The 24,604-nt window shown below is 39.6% G+C and carries 21 protein-coding genes; 12 read left to right on the top strand and 9 right to left on the bottom strand.

Going from position 1 to position 24,604, the window contains the following annotated elements; all coding sequences use genetic code 11:
• Positions 1-47 precede the first annotated feature (47 nt).
• Both RF53_RS11810 and RF53_RS11805 read left to right on the top strand, forming a co-directional pair.
• Positions 48-1,373 carry a glycerophosphodiester phosphodiesterase family protein gene (locus RF53_RS11810; protein WP_039037782.1) on the top strand — a complete coding sequence of 442 codons (1,326 nt, stop codon included), beginning with the start codon at positions 48-50 and terminating at the stop codon, positions 1,371-1,373.
• Between the two features lie 81 nt (positions 1,374-1,454).
• Positions 1,455-2,189 (top strand): dienelactone hydrolase family protein, encoded by a 735-nt coding sequence (locus RF53_RS11805; RefSeq protein ID WP_039037781.1) that lies wholly within the window; start codon positions 1,455-1,457, stop codon positions 2,187-2,189.
• A 19-nt stretch (positions 2,190-2,208) separates the two neighbouring features.
• On the opposite strand, the gene RF53_RS11800 is transcribed toward RF53_RS11805, so the two are convergent.
• Positions 2,209-3,132 (bottom strand): LysR family transcriptional regulator, encoded by a 924-nt coding sequence (locus RF53_RS11800; protein ID WP_039037780.1) that lies wholly within the window; start codon positions 3,130-3,132, stop codon positions 2,209-2,211.
• A gap of 165 nt (positions 3,133-3,297) precedes the next feature.
• Between RF53_RS11800 and RF53_RS11795 the strand changes: the two genes are divergently transcribed.
• From RF53_RS11795 to RF53_RS11775, 5 genes are all read left to right on the top strand, one after another.
• Complete coding sequence (locus RF53_RS11795) at positions 3,298-3,981, top strand: type 1 glutamine amidotransferase domain-containing protein (protein WP_039037779.1); 684 nt, start codon at positions 3,298-3,300, stop codon at positions 3,979-3,981.
• A gap of 130 nt (positions 3,982-4,111) precedes the next feature.
• On the top strand, positions 4,112-4,693 hold the full coding sequence (locus tag RF53_RS11790; RefSeq protein WP_008132289.1) for a rhomboid family intramembrane serine protease: 582 nt from the start codon (positions 4,112-4,114) through the stop codon (positions 4,691-4,693).
• Between the two features lie 41 nt (positions 4,694-4,734).
• Positions 4,735-5,577, top strand: coding sequence for a glutathione-dependent disulfide-bond oxidoreductase (gene yghU / locus RF53_RS11785; RefSeq protein ID WP_039037778.1), 843 nt, complete (start codon positions 4,735-4,737; stop codon positions 5,575-5,577).
• 159 nt (positions 5,578-5,736) lie between these two features.
• Positions 5,737-7,038 carry an MFS transporter gene (locus RF53_RS11780; RefSeq protein ID WP_039037777.1) on the top strand — a complete coding sequence of 434 codons (1,302 nt, stop codon included), beginning with the start codon at positions 5,737-5,739 and terminating at the stop codon, positions 7,036-7,038.
• A 223-nt stretch (positions 7,039-7,261) separates the two neighbouring features.
• On the top strand, positions 7,262-8,638 hold the full coding sequence (locus tag RF53_RS11775; protein ID WP_006791440.1) for an FG-GAP repeat domain-containing protein: 1,377 nt from the start codon (positions 7,262-7,264) through the stop codon (positions 8,636-8,638).
• 57 nt (positions 8,639-8,695) lie between these two features.
• Here the strand turns inward: RF53_RS11775 and RF53_RS11770 are convergent, their stop codons facing one another.
• Both RF53_RS11770 and RF53_RS11765 read right to left on the bottom strand, forming a co-directional pair.
• Complete coding sequence (locus RF53_RS11770) at positions 8,696-9,151, bottom strand: hypothetical protein (RefSeq protein WP_039037776.1); 456 nt, start codon at positions 9,149-9,151, stop codon at positions 8,696-8,698.
• Positions 9,152-9,163: 12 nt separating this feature from the next.
• The gene (locus RF53_RS11765; RefSeq protein WP_039037775.1) at positions 9,164-9,439 is read right to left on the bottom strand and encodes an EF-hand domain-containing protein; all 276 of its coding nucleotides are present in this window, start codon (positions 9,437-9,439) and stop codon (positions 9,164-9,166) included.
• 292 nt (positions 9,440-9,731) lie between these two features.
• On the opposite strand from RF53_RS11765, the gene RF53_RS11760 reads away from it, so the two are divergent.
• The gene (locus RF53_RS11760; RefSeq protein WP_039037774.1) at positions 9,732-10,586 is read left to right on the top strand and encodes a PA4780 family RIO1-like protein kinase; all 855 of its coding nucleotides are present in this window, start codon (positions 9,732-9,734) and stop codon (positions 10,584-10,586) included.
• Positions 10,587-10,619: 33 nt separating this feature from the next.
• On the opposite strand, the gene RF53_RS11755 is transcribed toward RF53_RS11760, so the two are convergent.
• From RF53_RS11755 to RF53_RS11740, 4 genes are all read right to left on the bottom strand, one after another.
• Positions 10,620-11,291, bottom strand: coding sequence for a response regulator (locus RF53_RS11755; RefSeq protein ID WP_006791444.1), 672 nt, complete (start codon positions 11,289-11,291; stop codon positions 10,620-10,622).
• A 74-nt stretch (positions 11,292-11,365) separates the two neighbouring features.
• Positions 11,366-12,808 carry an ATP-binding protein gene (locus RF53_RS11750; protein WP_039037773.1) on the bottom strand — a complete coding sequence of 481 codons (1,443 nt, stop codon included), beginning with the start codon at positions 12,806-12,808 and terminating at the stop codon, positions 11,366-11,368.
• Positions 12,809-12,949: 141 nt separating this feature from the next.
• Positions 12,950-14,875: an alpha/beta hydrolase family protein gene (locus RF53_RS11745; RefSeq protein ID WP_082014438.1), complete on the bottom strand. Its 1,926-nt coding sequence runs from the start codon at positions 14,873-14,875 to the stop codon at positions 12,950-12,952.
• A 43-nt stretch (positions 14,876-14,918) separates the two neighbouring features.
• Positions 14,919-15,527 carry a flavin reductase family protein gene (locus RF53_RS11740; protein WP_039037771.1) on the bottom strand — a complete coding sequence of 203 codons (609 nt, stop codon included), beginning with the start codon at positions 15,525-15,527 and terminating at the stop codon, positions 14,919-14,921.
• Positions 15,528-15,711: 184 nt separating this feature from the next.
• Here RF53_RS11740 and RF53_RS11735 point away from each other — a divergent pair, with 184 nt between their 5' ends.
• The 3 genes from RF53_RS11735 to RF53_RS11730 all read left to right on the top strand — a co-directional run bounded on the left by RF53_RS11735 (position 15,712) and on the right by RF53_RS11730 (position 17,944).
• Complete coding sequence (locus RF53_RS11735; RefSeq protein WP_039037770.1) at positions 15,712-17,241, top strand: cryptochrome/deoxyribodipyrimidine photo-lyase family protein; 1,530 nt, start codon at positions 15,712-15,714, stop codon at positions 17,239-17,241.
• Between the two features lie 2 nt (positions 17,242-17,243).
• On the top strand, positions 17,244-17,381 hold the full coding sequence (locus RF53_RS19265) for a DUF2256 domain-containing protein (RefSeq protein ID WP_006791449.1): 138 nt from the start codon (positions 17,244-17,246) through the stop codon (positions 17,379-17,381).
• 125 nt (positions 17,382-17,506) lie between these two features.
• Positions 17,507-17,944 carry an OsmC family protein gene (locus RF53_RS11730; RefSeq protein ID WP_039037769.1) on the top strand — a complete coding sequence of 146 codons (438 nt, stop codon included), beginning with the start codon at positions 17,507-17,509 and terminating at the stop codon, positions 17,942-17,944.
• A gap of 69 nt (positions 17,945-18,013) precedes the next feature.
• Here RF53_RS11730 and RF53_RS11725 read toward each other — a convergent pair whose 3' ends face one another.
• On the bottom strand, positions 18,014-18,193 hold the full coding sequence (locus RF53_RS11725; RefSeq protein ID WP_039037768.1) for a 2TM domain-containing protein: 180 nt from the start codon (positions 18,191-18,193) through the stop codon (positions 18,014-18,016).
• A 218-nt stretch (positions 18,194-18,411) separates the two neighbouring features.
• Here RF53_RS11725 and RF53_RS11720 point away from each other — a divergent pair, with 218 nt between their 5' ends.
• A complete protein-coding gene (locus RF53_RS11720) occupies positions 18,412-19,176 on the top strand; it encodes an EAL domain-containing protein (protein WP_006791452.1) in 765 nt (254 codons plus the stop codon).
• Between the two features lie 87 nt (positions 19,177-19,263).
• On the opposite strand, the gene RF53_RS11715 is transcribed toward RF53_RS11720, so the two are convergent.
• Complete coding sequence (locus RF53_RS11715) at positions 19,264-24,591, bottom strand: DNA repair ATPase (RefSeq protein ID WP_039037767.1); 5,328 nt, start codon at positions 24,589-24,591, stop codon at positions 19,264-19,266.
• Positions 24,592-24,604 lie beyond the last annotated feature (13 nt).

Genomic DNA, 24,604 nt, shown 5'->3' with positions numbered 1-24,604 from the left:
TTAAGAGTTACTAAGGTAGTGCAACTTTTATTTTTTAAGGATAAACAATGAAGCGTATTACCTTATCTGCCAGTTGCCTTCTAATTGCTGCACTTACCGGTTGTGACGATGAAGTTAAAGTAGTCGAAAAAGACGTTTTAGTAACAAACACTGAAGTTGAAATTGTAGAAGTACCCACGCCAGTCGTTGTAGAAGTTGCCCAAGGTAGCAATGTTCAACTTGGCACACGCCCTGATTATTTAATTAACGACATGGCGCCAAGCGAGTTAAAAACACAATTAGTATCATGCCAAGATGGCCCATTTTATACGACAGACTTTTCAATTGGGCATCGCGGTGCGCCAATGCAATACCCTGAACATACTAAAGAATCTTATATTGCAGCAGCGCGAATGGGCGCAGGTATTGTAGAGTGCGATGTAACGTTTACAAACGATAAAGAACTAGTGTGTCGCCACTCACAATGTGACTTACATACCACCACTAACATTTTAGCTATCCCAGAACTTGCCGCCAAATGCAGTGTGCCATTTACCCCAGCCAATCCAAATACCGGGACTCCCGCTTCAGCAAAGTGCTGTACAAGCGATATTAGCCTGAGCGAATTTTTAACCCTTGAAGGAAAAATGGATGGTGCGAACCCTAAAGCCAGCACAGTGGCAGAATACCTTGACGGCACCCCAAATTGGCGTACCGATTTATACTCAAAAACAGGAACGCTATTAACCCACAAGCAAAGTATTGAGTTATTTAAAGAGTTGGGTGTAAAAATGACCCCAGAGCTTAAGTCGCCTCAAGTTAGCATGCCTTTTGATGGTATGAGCCAAGAACAATACGCACAAAAAATGCTTGATGAATACACGCAATTAGATGTTCCCGCAAATCAGGTATACCCACAATCGTTTAATTTAGACGATGTTAAATATTGGATTAACACCAACCCTGAATTTGCAGGTCAAAGTGTTTATTTAGATGGTCGCGATAGTGAAGCTGGTTTTGACCCGAGCAATCCAGCAACATGGCAACCAAGCATGGCTGAACTGGTTGCTGACGACGTTAAAATACTTGCGCCTCCCATTTGGATGATGCTTACCATCGATAACGATAACAATATTGTTCCTTCACAATACGCAATTGACGCAAAAGCGGCAGGTTTGAAGCTCATAGCATGGAGCCTTGAGCGCTCAGGGCCGCTAAATGAAGGGGGTGGTTATTATTACCAGTCTATTGCTGATGTAATCAATAACGATGGCGATATGATGACTGTAGTTGATGTTTTAGCAAAACAAGTGGGTGTAATGGGTATATTTTCTGATTGGCCGGCCACGGTAAGCTACTACGCAAGCTGTAATAAAATGCCAGCTAGCATTTAAAAACGCATTTCAGCGGTCGTTTATTCTGCTGCCCTCAGTTACCATAAAGAAATTACCCAACCTTTTTAACTGAGCGCTTTTATGATCATCCAACAACATAATACCGACTTACCAACGCCAACAGGCCTAATGCGAACCACAGTGTATCGTCCACAAGCCGATGGGCAGTTTCCTGCCATTGTTTTTTATTCTGAGATTTTTCAGCAAACGGCTCCTATTGCTCGAAGTGCCGCACTTTTGGCAAGCCATGGTTTTGTTGTACTCGTGCCTGAGGTATTTCATGAGTTAAACCCTATCGGGACTGTACTTGCTTACGATGATGCAGGTAAAGACAAAGGCAATGCGGATAAGTGGAAAAAACCGCTTGAGCATCATGATAGCGACACACAAACATTAATCGATTTTGTAAAATCGCAGCAGTATTGCTCAGGTTCAGTGGGGGCGATGGGTGTATGTATTGGCGGACATTTAGCTTACAGAGCTGCACTTAATCCCCAAATTAAAGCAGCGTTTTGCTTATACGCAACGGATATTCACAGCAATACATTACCAGCTCAAGAAGGAAACAATTCATTTGAGCGCATGGCCGATATACAAGGTGAAATACATTTTATTTGGGGTAAACAAGACCCTCATGTACCACAAGAAGGCCGCAGTAAAATTTATCAGCAATGTGTAACGACGGGCATTAACTACCAGTGGCAAGAAGTTAACGCGCAACATGCCTTTATGCGTGATGAAGGTGAGCGATACGACGGCGCATTGGCAATCGCAATGTACCAACAAGCCGTGACGCTATTTAGTCGCACTTTATAAACACTTAAAAAACGTCTTACTAAGTACTTTTCAGCATACCCAGCGCGGTATGCTGCTTTACAAAGTACGCTTTTAAATAATCAATAAATAACCTAAGTTTTTTAGAGCCTGTAGCACCTGGCGGAAACACCCCGTAAAGCTCAATATCTTTAGTTTTGTAATCGTCTAATATGATCTCTAGTAGCCCAGCTTGCACCTTTGGCCAGGCATCATATAAGGGAATACGGCCAAGACCATGCCCTGCCTCTACAAATGCCGTGCGTGCTGCCGCATTATTTGTGCTTAAACCACCTTGCATTGTAATGTCGTGTTTTTTGCCATCTTTTTGAAGCGTTAAAGTTTTACTCCCCAACTGATACACAACCCATTTATGCGCTTTTAACTCAGCTGGCGTTTTAGGTTTACCAAAATAGTTAAAGTAATCTGAAGAGCCACAAATACAGGTACTCATTGTGGTCAGTTTTGTCGCTTGTAAGTTTGAGTCACTTAACGCAACACCACGAATGGCAATATCAAAACCATTTTTTATTATATCTACTACGTCGTCGGTTAGCTGTAGGTCGATTTCAATTTTTGGATATTGGCGCTTAAACGTATTTATAGCGGGTACAATTAATTGCATCCCTACATTAACGGGGCAACTCACTTTAAGTAAACCTTGCGGCTCGCTTTTTATATTCTCTATTTGTTGATTAGCGGCATTGGCTTGCTCAGTGATAACGCGACAACGCTCGTAGTACGCTATACCGGCCTCTGTAAGTGTCATCGTGCGAGTAGAGCGATTTAAAAGTGTAACTTCAAGCTGGGTTTCTAATTTTTTTAAGTGATAGCTTGCCACAGCGCGTGTTAAACCTAATTGCTTAGCGGCGGCTGTTAAACTTCCCTGCTCTACAATTTGTGCAAACACCACCATACTTTTTAATTGCTCGAATGACACTTTCATGGCTTTTCCGCCTAGTTAAAATTCAACCCATTCATTGTATCAATTATTAAACCAATAAAGTCAAATTTATCATCGTTGTTTAAAGTAATTTAAATGCATATAGTAATGATACGAGTTTGGTGAATACCAAATACTAATTAACTCAATTATCGAAGGAATATAGTTATGGCTAAAAAAATACTTATGGTACTTACTTCACATGCGGATCTTGGTAACACAGGTGAAAAAACCGGTTTTTGGGTTGAAGAATTTGCAGCACCTTACTATGCATTTGTCGATGCTGGCGCTGAAGTGACACTTGCGTCTCCTGCTGGTGGCCAACCGCCAATTGACCCTACAAGCACACTTGCTGATTTTCAAACCGATGCAACTAAACGTTACGATGCAGACAGCGCAGCACAAGCACTAATGGCCAACACACATGCACTAAGCGAAGTAAACTCAAGCGATTACGACGCAGTGTTTTACCCAGGCGGCCACGGCCCATTATGGGATTTAGTAGATAACACCGATTCTGTATCACTAATTGAAAGTTTTGTTAAAGAAGAAAAACCAGTTGCTGGCGTTTGTCATGCAAGTGCTGTGTTTTTAAATATTAAAGATGCAGACGGCAACGCATTGGTAGCAGGTAAAAAAGTAACTGGTTTCACCAACAGTGAAGAAGAAGCTGTACAACTGACCGACGTAGTTCCTTTTTTAGTGGAAGACGAGCTAATCAAAAAAGGTGGCGACTACCAAAAAACTGAAGATTGGGGTGTACTTGCCCTAGAAGACGGTTTGCTGATCACGGGTCAAAACCCTGCAAGTTCAGAGCTTGCTGCTAAAAAACTATTAACTAAATTGGGTTAATAGCATTTAAATACTAAAGGCCAACGCGGCCTTAATTAAGCACAGCATTTGAGCTGTGCTTTTTATTTGCTTTTCATTACCAAATACAATTCCTATACTGGCAACTGTTTAAGGTCAATTAGGGAAATTTATGACAACCAAGCCTACGTCTCTGTCATTACTAACAACGACTCGCTTTGCTATATTTAGCATTGTCGCTGCTTGCTTTGTACTTCAAGTTATTAATAGCCTTCCTGGTATAAACCTTAATGGTTTAGGTATTTACCCGCGCAGCATACAAGGTTTAATAGGCATACTTTGCGCTCCCTTTTTACACGGTAGCTGGTGGCACTTTGCCAGTAACATGCTGCCTTTTGCGGTGCTCAGCTGGCTCATTTGTCAATACAGTGTTAAACGGTTCTACTCTGTATTTATTTTCACCGCACTTTTGGGCGGGTTATTAGTTTGGGCATTTGGCCGTAGTAGCCTTCATGTTGGTTTGAGCGGCGTAATATACGGGTTGTGGGGTTTTATTCTCTGCTATGGCGTGGTCAGGCGTTCGCTAAAATCAATCGTAATCGCTATCGTTGTTGCCATACTTTATAGCGGATTTATTTGGGGCGTATTGCCGCAACGCTTTCATATTTCGTTTGAAAGCCACTTATTCGGAGCCCTAAGCGGGTTGTTTTTGGGTTATAAATTAGCAAAAGCAGATAGACAAAAAGGTTTATAAAAAACTATTTTAAGTGAATCAATCTAACAGTGAGGTTATTTATGAGCGATACAAACGATTACACACCAGCTAAAGTGTGGACGTGGGAAAGTGAAAGTGGCGGTAAGTTTGCCAGTATTAATAGACCCATAGCTGGGGCAACTCATGACAAAACCTTGCCTATTGGCGAGCATTCATTTCAACTGTACTCGCTGGCAACGCCTAATGGCCAAAAAGCCGCTATTATGTTTGAAGAACTTTTAGAGCTTGGCCTTAATGATGCGCAATACGATGCTTATCTAATTAATATTGGCGAGGGAGATCAGTTTGGTTCTGACTTTGTTGATATTAATCCAAACTCAAAAATTCCTGCGTTACTCGATCACTCAACAACACCGCCAACTCGTGTATTTGAGTCGGGCTCTATTTTACAATATTTAGGTGAAAAGTTTGACGCACTTATACCCAAAAGCCTTGTAGCAAAAACCGAGTGCCGTAACTGGTTATTTTGGCAAATGGGCTCTGCACCCTACTTAGGTGGCGGTTTTGGCCACTTTTATAGCTATGCGCCAAGTAAAATGCAATACCCCATTGACCGCTTTACTATGGAAACCAAACGCCAACTCGATGTACTTAATCAGCATTTGAGCAGTAAAGACTATATGGCAGGTGATGAATATTCTATTGCCGACATTGCTATTTGGCCTTGGTATGGCTCACTGGTTTTAGGCGACTTATACGATGCTGCTGAGTTTTTAGACGTTGCCTCTTATACGCATGTTGTTAGATGGGCCAAACAAATTTCTGAGCGTCCAGCGGTTAAAAGAGGTCGTCGTGTTAATCGCACATGGGGGCCCGAGGAAGAACAGTTAGCCGAACGACATAGCGCAGACGACTTTAAATAAAGTGCTAGAATGCATCAAAAAAGCCAGCTTAAATGCTGGTTTTTTATGTCCGCTATAAATATGGCGGTACTAAAATGATCACATTAACCTGCCTGAAAGTAGAATATTTAAACATATCAACCTAGTATAAATTTACTTACCTAAAAGCAGTGTAAAGCCGTGGTCAAACTAACAAAAGAGCAAATTTATAAGCGCCTTAACAATGAAGAAGATGCTAAAGCTTGCAAAGAAATTGATGAGTCTGCATGTAAAGAGGTGCCCGGTAACTTCATTATTTTATTACTGAGTCAGCTGTTTAGTAAGTTTGCAGACGCACTACTCAACCCCAAAGTTACGCTTCCCTGGTTAATGCATAGCTTAAACGTACCTGGCAGCTTTATAGCGTGGCTTGTGCCAATAAGGGAGTCTGGCTCTTTACTTCCGCAGTTGGCTATTGCCGATGTGATCCGCAAATTATCTGTTCGTAAATGGGTGTGGGTAATTGGCGCTATTGCGCAATCGATATGTATATTAGCCATGGTAGGCGTTGCTTTTGTATTAGAGGGAAAACAAGCAGGCTTCGCTATTTTAGGTTTGTTAATATTATTTAGTATAGCGCGAGGCTTTAATTCAGTCGCAGCAAAAGATGTACTGGGTAAAGTGATCCCCAAAAAACAGCGAGGCAATATTAGCGGCTTAGCGGCAAGTATTGCAGGTTTGGCAACCCTAACCTTTGGACTACTGATGTGTTTTTTTTCACAGCAGAAAGAACAAAACACAGTATTAATTGCCTTGGTATTGGGCGCAATAATGTGGATTGTGGCGGCCTTTTTTTATAGCCGCATAAATGAATACAAAGGGGCCACCGATGGTGGGAAAAACGGGCTACTGCATGCATTTACAAAACTTAAACTCCTTTACCAAGATAAGCAATTTGCCCACTTTGTTGTCACACGTGCTTTTTTATTGTGCTCAGCTTTAAGCGCGCCATTTTATATTATTTTAGCGAGTCGCCAATCGTTTGAGTTTTCGTTACTTGCAACATTTATTGCTGTATCGGGCTTAGCCAGTTTAGTGTCCGCGCCAATTTGGGGGCGATTAAGCGACCTATCAAGCCAACGAGTTTTAGTGCTTAGTGCCATGCTAGTAACTTTTAATGGTTTAACGGTATTTGTTATTGCAACCTGGTTTAACCATTTATTGAGTGCTTGGTGGTTGCTGCCTACACTTTACTTTTTACTCTCTGTTGCTCACCAAGGTGTACGCCTTGGCCGCAAAACGTACTTAGTCGATATGGCACAAGGAAACAAGCGCACCGACTATGTTGCAGTAAGTAACACGGTTATTGGCGTGCTTTTACTCATGTTAGGCAGCATTGGATTACTTGAGAGCTTTTTATCTACCGCTGAACTTATTTTGCTCTACAGCCTGCTTGGGTTTTGTGGCGCCATTAGTGCATTATTTTTACCTAAAATAGAGTAATCCTAACCATACCAACTTGCACAAACACCTAAAACAGCTTACGTGATTAACCTGAATACTGGACAATAAACCTATCCCTAGCAGATATGCTCAGCGCTTAGGCTAATTAAGCTAACTAGCATAAACATTTTATTACAATTACTTACACCCTAACGTTAGTTTTTGCCGTAGGCTGAAAAGAGTTAAATATTCGCCTACTTAAAATTATACAAAGGGATTTACCATGTTAAAACCGTTTAGTGCATTACTTATATTGCTTGCACCTAGTACTTTATTAGCGCAAACCATGTCGATTAAAACCACTGAAGGGTTAGTAACAACCGGCTCGACAACGTTATTTGCTTTTAACAAAGAGCTTAAGCAGCTAGAACGCATTGATTTACTATCAGCACAAAACTCTCAGCTCGTTCTGCCTGACAATGCAATTGGTTTTGACGTGGCAACACTTGCTAATACAAATGATAAGCAAGCGCTTGTGGTAGCTAGCGATGGCATTTACAAAGCGGATAAAGAAAAACCTTCACTTTTATTTGCATATACATCAGTAATAAACCAGTTAGAAGTAACAGAGTTTGAAAAAATAAACTTTATCATTGATGCCAACAAAGATGGCCTAAGTGATATTTTGCTCCCAGACTTAAACCAAACAACCCTTTATATTCAAACTAACAACGGCCAATTTACCCCTCATACTTTTGAAAAAAAGACGCAGTTTACTGGTGACTTTTCAAAAGATGGTCTCACCCTTGAGGTTGATATTAATAACCAACCTACAATTACGGATTTTAATCACGACGGCCTAAATGACTTAGTGTTTTTAAATAAACAAGGCGCCGATGTGCTTTACGCAAATACTAATGGTTACAACAAAGCCATGGCTGACGTTAATTTTAATATTGAGTTGGGCGAGCTTAGTAACGGTGAAAAACGCAAAATAAAGCAGCTTCTTGATATAAACAACGATGGCTATTTAGACTTTATTACCAAGCAATATAAGCCAGTGGAAGGTATGGATTCGCTCGATATTGACATAGCGCATAACCTTTATTTAGGTAATAAAACAGGGTTTAGTCAAACACCTATTAAATTGTTAAATACCAGCGGCCCTAGTCAGCTTGTATTTGAAACAGACTTTAATAACGATGGCTTAATAGACCTGCAAACAATGGACTTAGACATTGGCCTTGGCACTATTGCCTCTATGGCTATGGGCGGTGGTAAAACTGACGTAGATGTAGAAATGAATATTTATAAGCAACAAACCGATGGCTCATTTGCTAGTAAATCAAGTATAGAAATTGACCTTGAGATGGAAATAAATATGAGCAATGGCGATGCAACCCCACCTTTATACATAGGCGATATAAACGGGGATGACAAAACTGATGCGGTATATAAATACAGCAAAAAAACGCTCTATGTTTACTACGGCGAAGAGGACAATTTGCTGAACAAAAAGCGTAAAAAAATAAAGTTAACCCTACCTAAAAAAAGTAAAGATATTTTGTTAGTTGACATTAACCAAGACGGTAAAAAAGACTTTGTATTTAAATTTACCGAAGAAGATGGCACCAGTAAAATTAAAACCCGCTTAAACTAACCACCTACACAAAAAGCCCAGTATTACTGGGCTTTTAATGTCAGCTTTTACACATACTTACGCTTTAATACTGAGTAACGAATCAGATTCAGACAAGCCAAACTTTTCTTGAACAGCCGATAGTATAGCGTCTTTATCTTCATCGTTTATTTGGCTTGAATACTGCTCGAGTAATTCATCAAGGTAACTTACTACATCGTCTGTATTAACTTGCTCTAGTGAATTTTGTGGCGGTGGAGGCGGTCTTTGCCCTTCAGGTCGGCCAGCATCACCAATACTTTTAGCATCAAATTCAAGCTCGCTCATTAATTCTGCTAGCTCTTTAGTGGGTGAAATACCCTGCTCTTCAAACGCAGCTTGAATGCTCTTTGCATCTTCAGAGGTTAAGTTTTCGGGATCAAATTGCGCTAGCGTTTCTTTTACAAAATCACTTTGTTCTGATGTTAGCGATACAGCTTGGCTTTTTTGCTGCGGCATAAAACTAGTAGCGTTATTGTTTATTGAATTGATCATGTTAGTTTCCTTTCAACGTTCACGACGAGGTGGTTTATGTTCACTTAATTCTTGCTCGCTGATTTCCCCATTACCGTCAGCATCAATTTCATCAAAAATAGTCTGTGCGTCACCGTGAGGTGGCTTTTTAGTATTAAATTCATCAAAACTAATTGCACCATTGCCATCGGTGTCGAGAGTTGAAAAGTCTGGCTTAGGCGGTTTGTTATTACTTCCTTTTGCAGCAATATTGGCCGAAAAAACAATGCTAAGTAATACAATTATTGCCGTTGATGTTAAATGCTTCATAGTAATAACCTTATATTTAGGGCGTGTTGATACCGTAAACTTACACCTTAAAAACGCAAAAAATGTGCAAACAATAAGGAAGTATTAAATAATTTAAAAAATTGATTTGTTCTAGGGCGTTCTGGTTGCTCAATTTACAATCAGCAGATAAGCTAACACAAGCATGTGTAAATGCGCGTAATACTGCCCTTAATTCTCAAAGCTGATATACTGCTTGAGCATATAAAACAACTAATTACAGAGCACTTTCTTAAATAATGATTAATAACCAACTCCACTTAGCAGGCAAGCTGTGAAAACACCAAAACGCTTACAACCCCTTATCGATGACGGTTTAATTGATGAAGTACTTAGCCGACTAATGAGCGGTAAAGAAGCCGATGTATTTGTAGTTCGCTGTGGTGAACACATTCGGTGTGCAAAGGTTTATAAAGATGCTGTTAAACGCAGTTTTAAAAAAGCCGCACAATACCAAGAAGGCCGAAAAGTTCGCGGTGGTCGCCAAGCTCGCGCAATGGGAAAACGCTCAAGTTACGGGCGCCAGTTAGAAGAAGAAATTTGGCAAAATGCTGAGGTTGATGCTCTTTCTCGTTTAGCTAGAGCCGGTGTGCGTGTACCCGATACATATTTTTGTGTTGATGGTGTTTTACTCATGGAGCTTGTGTCTGACAGCGAAGGCGATGTTGCGCCGCAGCTAGGCCATGTAAGTATGAGTAAAGAGGAAGCTATAAAACAACATACACTGATGATGCATTACATTATGCTTATGCTGTGCGCGGGTATTATTCATGGAGACTTATCAGAGTTTAACGTGCTTGTTGACGATAAAGGCCCTGTGATTATTGATTTACCGCAGGCTGTAAATGCGTCTGCTAACAATAGCGCTGAAGCCATGTTTGCTCGTGACGTAAACAACATGCGTCGTTACTATAGTGAGTTTGCACCTGAGTTGTTAAATACCCAATACGCTAAAGAAATGTGGGCGCTATTTGAAGAGGCAAAACTTACACCTAATTCTATACTCACCGGTGAATTTGAAGATAACAGCGAAGAAGCTGACGTTGATTCAGTACTAGACGAGATACAAGCTGCAGCCGATGAAGAGCAAGAGCGACTAGCGCGCATTAACTTTTCAGACGAAGAATAAAACGCCAACGTTTATGTTAATCGCTTTGCTCCCTTATTGCGGGTGTACAAAGCGATAACCTACCCCATAAACAGATTGAATCACACTCTCTGTTTTAGTTAATTCATCCAGTTTTTTACGCAATTTTTTTATGTGGCTGTCAATCGTTCTGTGACTCACAATACGCTGATCGGTGTACATGGTATCCATTAAGCTATCTCGTGAATAAATTCTACTTGGGTTATTAAACAAAGGTTTAAACAACTGAAACTCAAAGTTAGTTAGCTCAATGTCGTTATCTTGGTATTTTACTTTATAGGTGGTTTCATCTAATTGCATTACCGATGTTTGTACTGCTGAAACGTTGAGACGCCTTAAAATAGCTTTTACCCGCGCAACCAACTCTGCGTAACTAAACGGCTTACAAATATAATCATCTGCGCCTAACTCAAGCCCTAGCAAGCGATCTATCTCTTCTACTTTGGCCGATACCATAATAATAGGCACATTGGAAAAACGCCTAATCGCTTTACATAATTCGATTCCGCTTTGACCTGGTAACATTACGTCTAGCAAAATAAGGCTTGGCCTATTAATTTCAAGCCATGGAAGTACGTCATTCCCATGGTGTATTTGATGAGTATTAAAATGATGATTCATTAAAAAATCACTCATTAAATTAGATAATTTTTCTTCATCTTCAACTATTAAAATGTGTTCACTCATTGGCACCTCTATTCGTAACGTAAATTCAAACCACTTAATAAAGTAGGCAATTTAAAGATTAGGTTTAAACATTGTTAAATGGTTGGCAGGCGTATAATAATAGCTAAACCACCTAGGTCCGCTTTTTCTGCGACTATCTCACCATTATGACCTTCAACTATATGTTTACAGATTGATAAACCAAGGCCTGAACCACCTTCTTGGCGGTTACGCGCACCATCAACTCGATACAGGTATTCAAACAAATGCGCTAAATGTGAAGACTCTACCCCAACTCCATTATCCTCAATACTCAGCTCAATAAATGACTGCCCTTTTTTACTTATGTTTTTAGCAGTTATTGAAATAGTCGTGCACTGAGCATAATGAACTGCATTCATTAAAATATTATCAAACAACTGCAGTAGCCGTGTTTTATCAGCCTCAACATTAGCGTATTGAGCGCTATTTAATAGATAAAGTTTGATTGTATGCTGCTCAAATATAACCTGATATTTTTGCTCGATTGTATTTAACAGTATTGTTAAATCGGTTGGCTGCATGGTGTAATGCATCCCCCCTAATTCGGCACTATTTAGCATATGTAAATCATCTATTAGGCGCTTTAAATGCATCGCCTCATCATTAGCTGAACTAATATTTTTGGTATTAGGCTCACGTACCCCAAGTAACATTGCTTCAAGTTCACCCAGCAAAATACTCATTGGTGTTCTTAATTCGTGAGAAATATTAGCTAACCAGCGTTTACGTACTTGCTCATCTTTAGCTAGTGTAAAGGCCAGTGTATTAAAATCTTCACTTAATTGGCCTAATTCGTCTTTTCTATCAAGAGTCAGCTTAGTAGTGAAGTGACCTTGCGTAAGCTGATGCATCCCGGTTGCTATTTTTTTTACCGGGCTTACTAAATGCCGTGATAGTAAAAAAGTTAACAGCAACGTAAATAAAGCAGCAGCTATAGCAATAAACCATAAGTAGTCTGTTTGCTGTTCTAAAAAATCAAGCTCGTAACCATCAACCAAATTATCTCTTTTTGAAACAGCTAAATAACCAATGACTATATTGTTAACAGTAATTGGCGTATTGATATAGGTGAGTTCATCGAGATAACGCCCTCTTATCGGTTGCTTATTTTTATCAAGTAACGCGTAATGAGCAATATCGTTTGGTCTGGGAGGGCCTTTCATATCAAAACGACCGCGTTCAGGTGGTGGTGGCCTCATTGACCGGCCTCTAGGACTTGGGCGCTCTGCAAATTCAGAAAATTGGCTGTTTTGTAACTCGGCTTCAACAAGGCGTCTAAAACTTTTATTGTCACGGATGACTTCGTCCCACGAGGCACTGCTTTCATATTGCTTTGCGAGCTTTGCTACAAGCGGCTCAAGTGCTTTTATTTCTTTTGCATTCACATAATCAATAACACCTTGTCCTATGCTCCATTGTATAAGCACCACCAGCCCCGCAATAATGCTAAAGGTAAAGCTAAACAAAATTAAAAAAAGTTTATTGTGAATTTTCATGAGGAAGCGTTCACCTTAAAATTAAACCGCCACTTATAACTTGGTCATATTTAAATAAGTTTAACAACTAAACGTGCAAACAATGTGCACCTACTTAAAAAAATTGTACAAAAAAGGCGACCTAAGTCGCCTTTGTATTGTTTAGTTTTTTAAATGTTTATCAAAAAAATCTAAAAAAGCCTGCAGCGTTTTAACGCGATGTGCTTGATGCGATAAATAATGATCGCCATCTTCTAACTCAATATAAGTAACGTCTTTATTTTCATCGTCTAATTCATCTTCCATTTCCCGGCTATGGTAAACAGGCACTACACTGTCATCGCTGCCATGAACTAATAATATAGGTCGGTTAATCTGCTTTGCATACGTTACAGGAGAGTTAGCTTCTAGCATATCGTCGTCTGTACCAAACTGCTTTCTGACTATTTCTTTATTGGTAAAGTAACGCGCTTTAAAAACAAGGTGTTCTAAATCACTTACGCCTGCAAAACTGGCAGCACATTTAAATGTTTCAGGGTGCTTAACAACCGCCATTAACGCTGCATAACCACCATAACTTGCGCCACCAATACAAATTTTTTCAGGTTGTGCAATACCTTGTTCAATAAGCCAATTGGCGCCATCTTGTAAATCGTCTTGCATGGCTAAACCAAAACCCTGAATAGATTGCATTAAAAACTCATAACCATATCCGCTTGAGCCTCTAAAGTTTGGCTGTAATACAGCGTAACCATGATAAGCCAACAATGCAGTCCAATAATCAAAGTTAGCGTAATCTCGCGCCATTGGACCACCATGCGGAAATATTATAGTGGGTAATTTATCGCCCTTTTTATACCCTACAGGCAACGTTAAATAACCTTCAATGGTTAATCCATCTCGCGCTTTATAACTAATGCGTTCTTTACCGCCGTATACTGTTTCATCAATTTTCGGATAAGCATGAGCAAGTAAAGACAATTCATTTTTTGTTCTATCGCCAAGAAGGTACATGCCAGAGGTGCTGTCTGAGGTAAAGTAAACAATATACTTTTGTTGGTCTTCGGTGGTGCTTACAATGTCAAGATCGTACTCATCTTTAGCGAGCGATGCACGTAGCGAACGGTACAATTTATCTAAATCTGCATCCCAGTAGTTTACCCCGTCCTCTAAATGAGAATCAGTAAAGCCTGCAACCTCACCTGTTTTGCTAGAATAAAAAATAGAACCATCAAAATCGTATTTATCATTACTGTAAATTAACTCGCGCTCTTTAGTAGTTAGGTTAAGTCTAAACAATGCATCTCGCCCGTTGTGCAAAGCCGAGATATATAAAAGGTTAGGGTTTTTATCAAACCCTAATATAGAAATACTTTGCTCACTAAATACTTCGTAATCAAATAACGTGTCCCAGTCTCCGGTCTCAGCGTTAAGTAATTCATAAGTAAATTGAGTATCGTCCATTATTTTAGCGATTCGCACATTGCCTTGTCTGTCGGAAAACCACGCTGTAACATTATTACGAGGCCTTTGTATTTGCGTTCTGCGCAATGTGGTTAGGTCTAACTCGTATACCGCAGGAGTATTAGCTATTTTAAAGTCACCCTGCACTAAAATTTTATTTTTTTGCTTAGGTAAAAAACTAACAATTTTATCGGCAAACTGTGGCTGTCTCTCGCCACGAGCGGCATTTCCCCTCATAGCCAACTTAATGCCTTTATCGTTAGTTAAGTTATAAGCATACATAAGAGTTGAAGTATATTTAGCACCACCAAATTGGTACTTTATATGGCGTGCACCAAGCAACAGAACATCATCATTCGCCCAGCTATACCAGTCAAAAAATACAGTTTGGTTGTCAGACTGTAAAATAGGGGTAATAACACCTGTTTTAAAGTTTTTTACCATTAGAATTAAAGTGCCTTTGTTGTTTCTTACAAAGGCAAGGTTTTCACCATTAGGCGAAAGCTTTACTTGGCTAAAGTCTTTTAAGCCCGCAAAGGCTTCTATCGGCAATTTTTTATCTTGTTCGGCGAGAGTATTAAAGCTAATAAGTGTGATCAATGCAGCAGCAATAAGTTTACGCATCAAAAGTCCTTTTATTTTTATGTTTTTAAATCAGGTCCTTATTCTATAACTGAGGGCGCTTAAGAACAAATTTATCTTTTGTCGTACTAAAGTAATCGCCACCCATTTTCCCTACAGCCTCTAATCGAGCAGGATCAATATAACCGTTTACTAATATTTCATCATCAACACATATACCAACAATATCCAATAACATCATTTTTCCGCCACCGGCTTTTTCTGAAACCGTAATTACATCACGCAAGGTACATTCATAGCGAACTTTAGAAGCCTCTACACTTGGCGGACTCACTAATAAACTTGGCGTCTGTTGTATATTTACTTCATCAAACTCGCTCACGTTATTGGGGTAATTGGCACAGCTTTGGTTCATTTGTTCAACTAAGCTATGGCTAACAATATTGACCACACACTCTTTAGTCGCCAGTAAATTAGTTAACGTGTCTTTGTTAGCGTGATCACGCGGATTTACCTGAGTAACACTTAATACAGGGGGATTACAGCTTGCTACGGTAAAAAATGAGTAAGGGGCAATGTTCGCAATCCCTTTTTCGCTTAACGTGCTGATCCATGCAATGGGGCGCGGGCTTATACCGCCCACTAAATATGAATATACATTGTGATCAGCATTGCTAGTTAAATCTAAAAACATATTTTTCCTTATTCTTATTAAAACTAAATCGCAATTTAAAACCTTTACGTACTAACAACTTTAACTTTTTATTTTATTGCGTTTTTTGTAGCAAACAGTACCTGTTAATGAAAATACAAACGCAATAAAACACCAAATAACGTGAACATTAATATACTAATTTAAGCTAAGAGTCGTAAATTAAATGCGTGAAAAAATAAATATAGTGTGGTTTAAACGCGATTTACGCTTAAGCGATCATCAGCCATTAAAAAGTGCGTTTGATACTGGCCTACCTACCTTACTAATGTACAACTTTGAACCACTTCTGCTGGAGGATGCTCATTATAATGAACGACACTGGCGCTTTGTGTACCAGTCTATTGTTGATTTAAACTCTCAATTAGCGCGCTTTAATGCAAAGGTGTATATATTTAACGAGAACATGCAAACTCTGCTTCAAAGGCTTAATAAGCAGTTTGAAATATCATATATTTTTAGCCACCAAGAAATAGGGCTAAATAATACCTTTGAACGCGATTTAGCAATTAAAGCTTGGTGCCACCATAACCATATTAACTGGCAAGAGTCGCCAACAGGCGCTGTTATTCGTGGTAAAAAAAACCGTGACAATTGGAACGAACGCTGGCAAAAAACAATGCAGGCTCCGCTTGCTATACCCAATTGGAAGAATGTTAATTCCGTCAAACTTAAAAATTATAAAAATCCAGAATTACCTGAAACATACACTCAAGATGATGACAATTTTCAGCAGGGCGGCCCGCTTCATGCAAGAGAAGTTTTGCAAAGTTTTTTTACTCAACGCGGTAAAGGCTATCAAAAAGGAATATCTAGCCCTAGCTTAAGCCGCACCCATTGCTCTAGACTATCGCCATATTTAGCATGGGGAAATATAAGCCTTAGGCAAGTTTATCAAACTGCGATAGACGCTTATCATTCAAACCATCCCGATAAAAAAGGTTGGAAGCGCCCGCTTGCTGCTTTTGTATCTCGTTTGCATTGGCATTGCCACTTTATGCAAAAATTTGAAAGCGAATGCACTATGGAGTTTAAAGCATTAAATCCGGGCTATCATTCATTTCCGTATCGTACCGATAAACATGTAAAGCATGATATTGAGCGTTGGGCGCAGGGGCAAACAGGGGTGCCTATAATAGATGCATGCATGCGCTGTTTAAAGGCCACCGGTTATATTAACTTTAGAATGCGCGCTATGTTGGTGAGCTTTGTAACACACCATTTAAATATAAGCTGGCAGCAAGCAAGCTTTCCATTAGCTAATTATTTTTTAGACTTTGAACCAGGTATTCATTATCCGCAAATTCAAATGCAGGCATCGGTTACGGGTATTAATACCATTCGCCATTACAACCCGATAAAGCAATCTGAAGATCAGGACCCAACAGGCGCCTTTATAAAAAAGTGGTGCCCTGAACTTGAAAAGCTCCCTATTGAATATTTACACGAGCCGTGGGAGCAAACACCAATGGAAGCGCTTTTTAACGATTTTAAACTGGGTGAAGATTACCCCGAGCCTATGCTTGATTTAACACTCGCCTCAAAAGACGCCCGCGAGCGATTATGGCAATACCGAGATCGTCCTGAAGTTAAACGTGCCATAGGAAAAATACTTAGAAAGCATGTTGCAATCACACCAAACACAAGCAAAGTAAAAAATAAAAACACCGCTAAAAATAACACTCAGGTTAAGTAACTATGGCGCATAAAAAACTAAACCTACCGCAAAAAATTTGCCCTATCTGTAATAAACCGTTTGCGTGGCGTAAAAAATGGCAACGAGATTGGGACAATGTCATTTATTGCTCAGAGCGGTGTAAACGAAATAAAAAGTGATTGCAATTTACTGGCGTCTATTTTGCAACATCATCTGAAATTAATGTTTTTTCGGTTTTATTTAAGCTTTTTGTAAATAACGCTTACCTAATCTGAAAAACTTACATTTAAACAAGGAGAAGATGATGACGATTAAAAAAACGGCAAACTCAACCTGGTCTGGCGATATTAAAACAGGCAAAGGTAGTATTTCAACGCAAAGTGGCGCACTTGATAAACAGCCGTACGGCTTTAATACCCGCTTTGAAAATGAGCCAGGCTCAAACCCTGAGGAGCTAGTAGGTGCGGCGCACAGTGCCTGTTTTAGTATGGCGCTGTCGCTTGCATTAGGTGATGCTGGTTTTACAGCCGATAAAATTGATACCAAAGCAACGGTAAGCCTTGATGAAGTAGACGATGGCTTTGCAGTGACGCATATAGCACTTGAGGTAAAAGCACGTATTAGTGACATAGCTAATGAGCAGTTTCAGGCCTTATGTGAGCAAACTAAAAAAGGCTGCCCTATCTCAAAGCTGCTTAATACCGAAATTTCACTTAACGCCACACTCGATAGCGCCTCATAACCGACTCTTAGTTATTTTCAATAATATGCAACTTAAGCCAAGTAAGTTTTTTACTTGGCTTTGCATTCACTACCCAACCCTTTTTGAGTTGTTTAAATCTAATAAATCGTTAAGTAGTGCAATCCCCATACCCAACGCTGGCCATATTGCCCATAAATAATTTGGCGAGGTAATTAAATTAATGACTGTTAACAATGCTAATACAGCTAAATAGCGCTTTAGATTTTCAAAAAATGTTGATGTATTCATATTTACTCTCCTCTTTGTGTATAGGGTTATTTTTAAGCATAAACAAAACAAATACAGCTGTTAAAAGTCACTCAATATTATGACAAGTGTCATTAATCAGGGCTTACTTATTAGTTACTTCTTACTACTTAAAATATAAAAACTCATACTTTAACTTGTTTGTGTTAAAATCGAACTTAAACTAACCTTAAATGCTTATATTAAAAAGGCCGAACTAAATGAATGAGAAATCAACAAATTGCACAAAAGTTACCTGCAGTAACTGTGAAGATGCAAACACACTTGAGTTTGATTTTTCAATGGCGTTTCAACCGATCATAAATTGCCAAAGCAACAATATTTTTGGCTACGAGGCATTAGTGAGGGGACTAAACGGCGAATCTGCTTATTCTATTATTTCTAAGGTAAACGAAAGTAACCGCTATGCGTTTGACCAGCTTTGCCGTATTAAAGCAATTGAACTTGCAGCCAAACTAGGCATTACCTCAATGCTAAGCATTAACTTTTTACCCAACGCTATTTATAAGCCTGAGCGCTGCATACGTACTACATTAGAGGCGGCTAAAAAGTATAATTTTCCTATTAAAAACATCATGTTTGAATTTACCGAGGTAGAAAAAGTAGAAGATACTGCACATATAAAGCGTGTAGTTGATTATTACCAATCATTAGGCTTTAAAACCGCTACAGACGACTTTGGTGCAGGTTACTCTGGCTTAAATCTACTTGCTGACTTTCAAACAGATATCATTAAGCTAGATATGGCACTTATACGAGATATAAACAGCGATAAAAAACGCCAATTAATAGTAACCCACTGCCTAAATATGTTTAAAGATTTAAATATTACAGCACTGGCTGAAGGTATAGAAACAGTAGAAGAATACGTGTGGCTTAAACACGCGGGGGTTGAGCTCATGCAGGGGTATTTATTTGCAAAGCCTGGCTTTGAGTGCTTACCCAATGTGAACCTTGATTTGTAAAGTAGAGAATAATCGCACACCTTAAATTTATACAAAGCTTGATTAATGCCGCTCATTGTAAAGCGGCATTAATCTATTAAGTCTAACCTACTGCTTACCTGACCATGCCTGCACTAATTGGGTTAATTGCTGTTTTATATCATTACTAGCAATTGCCTGACTTAGGGTTTCAGTTAACACTTTAATTTCGTCCTGATTACTATTTTGTGCAATAACCTCACCTAACTGCTGCCCAAACATCGTAATTGTTTGATTAACATTGTTAGCATTGAGTGTTTTATTGAGTTCGCTTAAATGAGAATGTGCGCTACTTTTCTCAATGACACTAACTAGCTCTGCAACACTGCTTTTATCTGGCGCTTGGTGTAATAAGCTTTGAAGTGTTTCATTAAGTACATTAAAGCCCTGAGAGCTATCTAAATTGGCCAAACCTTCGCCAACCGTGCCAATTGATGCATTGTAATCATAACTTAAGTTACTTTTACTAAGCTTACTTGCAATGCCCTCTAACGCCTCATGCAAATATCCCATTTGCTCAACCGCCATCATTACCGGGCTACCTGCACCATCAAGTTTATTTAACCTAACAAAGTCACCTTTAATTTGCTCATAGCGCGCTTGTTCTTGCGCTGTAGCAGTACCTCGCAGTTCACCTAACTTAAGTAGATTCTCTTCAGAGCCTTTACTGAGTGTTTGAGCCTCACCTCGGTAATGATCGCAAATTAAGTTTTCGAGCTCTTCGTCATTCATAGCTGCAACAACTTTTTCAGCCATTTTATTCATATTACGGTAGCTACCTTGTAACTTGAACGGCGGCTCTGTACGGTAGTTGTTATCTTGCGCAGCTGAAGCAATATATTGCGCATTTACTTTTAATACGGTGTCTCTAATAGTGATCAGTTTATTAATTACCGCTTTAATTTCGTTGGCCTCAGCTTGTGAATAACCATACTCAAGCTCATTTAGTGGTATATCTTCACCTTGGCAAATACGCACAAATTTGTATAAATCGTCCATATTTCTGTTTGCCAGCTGTGCAAGCACGGAGTTAGATGTAAGGGCGTTTTCTATAAAGCTCATTGCAAACTCTTGCTCGCACCCTGCTAACGTATCACCTAAGTTATAAATATCGGCACGGTTAGCAAGCATATCCGGTATTTTAAAGCTCTCACCCGATTCGGTATAGGGGTTACCCGCCATAACCACAGCAAACTTTTTACCGCGTAAATCATACGTTTTACTTTTGCCATTCCACACGCCATCAATTCGGCGCGAGCCATCACATAGCGAAATAAACTTTTGTAAAAATTCAGGGTTTGTATGCTGAATATCATCTAAATAAAGCATTACGTTATTGCCCATTTCAAAGCTTTGATTGATTTTAGCAATCTCTTTTTCGGCAGTTGCGTTAATGGCTTGAGATGGATCAAGTGATACTTGGTCGTGCCCTATTGACGGGCAATTTACTTTTACAAATGTTAATCCTAGGCGGTTAGCTACATATTCTACAAGTGTTGTTTTACCATACCCTGGCGGTGATATAAGCAACAGCATACCCATTAAATCGGTGCGTTTGTTTTTACCCGCTGAGCCTATTTGTTTTGCTAAGTTATCGCCAATAATTGGAAAATACACTTTGTTAATAAGCTGGTTTCGCACAAATGAACTCAAAGGCCGCGCTTTAAATTCATCTAATTGTAAGCGCTCTTTTTGCTCAGCTAAAATTTCACTACGTAGAGAATGGTATTGCTCAAAGGCGGGGACTTGTTCAGTAATATACTCTCGCGTGCGTGCATAAAACGACGCATAATCAACTTGAAGTGTTTGCTCACTTATTTGCTTATGCTGCCCCATTAATCCACTAACAGTGTAATCGGCATTTACATCTAAAACGCTGTATTTGAAAGAAGTAGAGGCTGTTAAATGAAGGTAATTCGCAGCTTCAGCTTGAACTTCAGCGCTAATATTACTGTGTTGTAAACAATAGGCATTTAGCCAACTTAAATAAAGTAGACCGCGCTCATCTGTGCTATTAAGTGTGGTATTAGCTTGGGTTAGCTCTTTGCTAAACCCCTTACTATTTGCATCACTATTAAACTGCTCGGCGAGGTTTTTAGCTTGCTGAGATACTATAAACAGAGGCTCATCTGCACTTTTTTGCTGCGCCAATTGCTTAATTAAATACGCAGCACTCAGCTCACTTGATAAATTACTAAAGTGCACAAGCATACGAGGTATCGTATTTAAAAACTCGCTGATATATTCACTCAGTTGAGATGTTAAAGCGCTAATAAAGTTAATTGCACCAAAGTGCGTTTCCATCAACAATGCATTTTTTGCTTGGTAATAAAAAGTAGCCAACTGTTCTGCTGACAATTGCGCGCTGTAGAGCTGCGCAACTACCCTACAACTCACTGGGTAAATGAGTAAATCAAGGGTGCTTTTTTGATTAAGTAAAGACTCTATTATTGCGCTTGCGTCATGATCGTGAATGCCCTTTTCGTAACCTTCTTGGTAACGGGGCTCAGCAAATTTTTGCACTACATTTAAAAGCGTACCGTTGTCTTTAGCTTGCTGTAATTGTGTAAATGTAAGTGTATGCTCACTATTTTCACAGGCTAATAAAATTTGCGCAGCTAAATATTCACCACGATAAATAGTGCTGTTTTCAGACACGAGCGCTTGCTGCCACAAGTGACGGCTTTGCGCTAATGTTTCAACACTTTTTGCGTCGGTAATCGGCTCAAAGTAATCGGTACCCGTTAAATGCAGCATTAGCTGCTCATCGCGAGGCAGTAACGTTAAATCAAGTAATTGCTTATTAACACTAAATGCGTGTTTACCTATACTTACCGTATTACCGCCATCGGTAAATATATCTTGTTTATCACGTAATGAGCGAATGCCCTGATCTTTGCTTGCTTTTAGTTTTGACTGAATATCATCGGCACGTATTTCGTCGCCAATATCTTTTAACTCTTGCGTAAGTGCTCGTAACTTACTGATCATCGGATCAGCTGCAAAGTAGGTGTTTAAGGCATCTAACTCAGTGAAGCTTTGCGAACGTCGATTAACGCCCTGTAAAATACGCTCTGCGGCATTTGCTAAATTAAGCGCACGTCGCTGACGCGCATCAATTAAGCTTTGCTTATGTGCTTCAAAGCTTTCGTAAACGTCGTCTCGCTTGGCTATTATTTCGCTGAGGTATTCATCAAAATCGCTAAATTGCGACTCGAGCTCTTCTAGCTGTATTAGCAAACGCGATAATTGATCGTCACACGCCTCAGGGGTTTTTGCATTATTTAATGCATTAGTAATACTTTGTGAAAATAGTTTAAAACGAGCGGCAAACTCAGCTTTAGCCTCAACACTGCCTAAGCTTTTTTGACGTATTTCTATGCCTGCTTTTGCCCTATTAACTAACGCATATACACCGCTAATATCTTCTAAAATTTGGGTGCGAATACGGCTATCGTCTATGTCTAAATCAAGCATTGTGTGGTTAAGTAAATCAAGCTCTACACTTTGTTTATCAAGCTCGGCAACATAGGTTTTAAGTTCGGTTACGCTTTCACTCTTAGCGCTTAGCTCTTCGAGTTCTTTTAATTTTTTATGATACGGCTCAAGTGCTGTTGATTGCTGTAAAAAAGCAGCAGTAGCTTGGCTTACACCGCTCAAATGCTCATCTACATCAGCTTGTAACTGGTTAAGCGCATCGGTGTCTATGTACTTAATATCTTCAAGGCTGATTATTTGCCCTTTTAGTACTTTTAACGCGTCTATTGCCGTAACAAATTCAGACACTGCTTTAAAGCTATCGGGGCGAACCTCTCGTGTTACTTCTGTGTACTGTTTAGTTATATCTGCAAGTGCTTGCTTAGCTTTGTTCTGTATTTCAGTTACTTTTTCAAACTCATCAAGTACTTGTTCTGCTGTCTCAAAAATACTGTGCAAGCTTTGCGCTATGTCAGCAAACTCATTTTCATTAAGCCAATGATAGCGATCAAATATATTTCGACTCAGCGATATCATATCTTCGTAGTGAAACAAACTTGGGCTTTGCTCGTTAATCGCTTTGCATACACTATATAAATCTGAAATACCGCGTACTAAATCGGGGTTACCAATTTTTCCAAAAAAACTCGTTAAAGCAGGTGCATTGGCGGCAAACTCAGCTGATACAAATGGGCTTTGCCATATTTGGATTGGGTGTACGCGTTCAGCTTGTTCGTTATCGGCTTTGAAGGTTAACGCTATGCCATCGTTGTAAATACCATAACCGTGACAGTAAATTGGGTTTTGTAAGTTTTTATCAATAATATTGTAAGCAAATAAAGCATAGCGTCCTTCGCTTGGCTCATAAAATACATACAATACATCTTCGCCATTGGGCGATTTAACTTGGCGATGAAATTCTAAATCATCAATTTGTTCTTCAAATGAGCGAGCCTGTCCCGACTGCAAATAGTAACCACCGGGGAAAATAATACCATGGTCCTCAGGCAGCGTAACACATGCGCTACCAATGGCATCTTGACGCATAACCTGCAAAGTGCGGCTGTTAAAAATAAAATAGCGCCACTGCTTTTCTCGGTATGGCAAAATTTTAAGTAAAATCAGGTCACCCACTTGCGCGTATTCAACCTCGCTATCAGCAAGCGATTGGTTTTTATCTTCAACAGGTTCTTGGTGAATGCCTTCGCCGGTTTCGGTGCTGTTTTCTATTTTTATGGTGAGTGTGCCACCAATGGTTTCAACAAACACGGTATCGGCAATATTTATATGACCGTGACGCCCTTCAATATGGTCACTGCGGTCTGTTTGTTGCCATTCAAAATCATAATCGTGTGCGTGCTTTATATCGCGTTCACCGCGATTATCTATATAATGAATAGTGTTATCTGGGTGTATCTCCCATCTAAACACTCGCACGTCAGAGAGCTTTTCACCAATCTGAAACAACGCAAATAACTTACCGTTTTGCTGATATAAGTGCTGCAGCTTGGTTTGCTTGTAGTAAGTATAAAGCTCTTCAAAATCTCTAATAAAACGGGTATCGGTTAAAAATAAGGTTTTTTCTGGGTAGGGTTCAATCTCAAAGTGGTCCTCTTGCTGAACCAATTTGTGCACACTAAATACATCATCAATTGAGGTTTCTTTTTTCAGACCCAAAAACACGTTGTAAGCAAAAATAACCTTGTCGCCTACAATCACAATATCGCGAGGCGTACAGTTTTGCTCGGTTCGCGCACGCACGCGCCCTTTAACTTGAAGCTCTGTACTACCAAACTCGCTAATACGCTGCGAATTAACGTTATCTGTTTGCGTTTTGAGTGTTGCGCCAAAATTATTTAAGCGACGCTTAATTAAATCGTACGATCCCTGCTCTAAAGCATGTTGTGTTGAGTCCGTCATTAAACCTTTCCTG

Source organism: Pseudoalteromonas sp. ECSMB14103 (assembly GCF_000813065.1).
In the GTDB taxonomy this organism is placed as follows: domain Bacteria; phylum Pseudomonadota; class Gammaproteobacteria; order Enterobacterales; family Alteromonadaceae; genus Pseudoalteromonas; species Pseudoalteromonas marina.
This window is presented reverse-complemented; position numbering and strand designations above follow the sequence as displayed.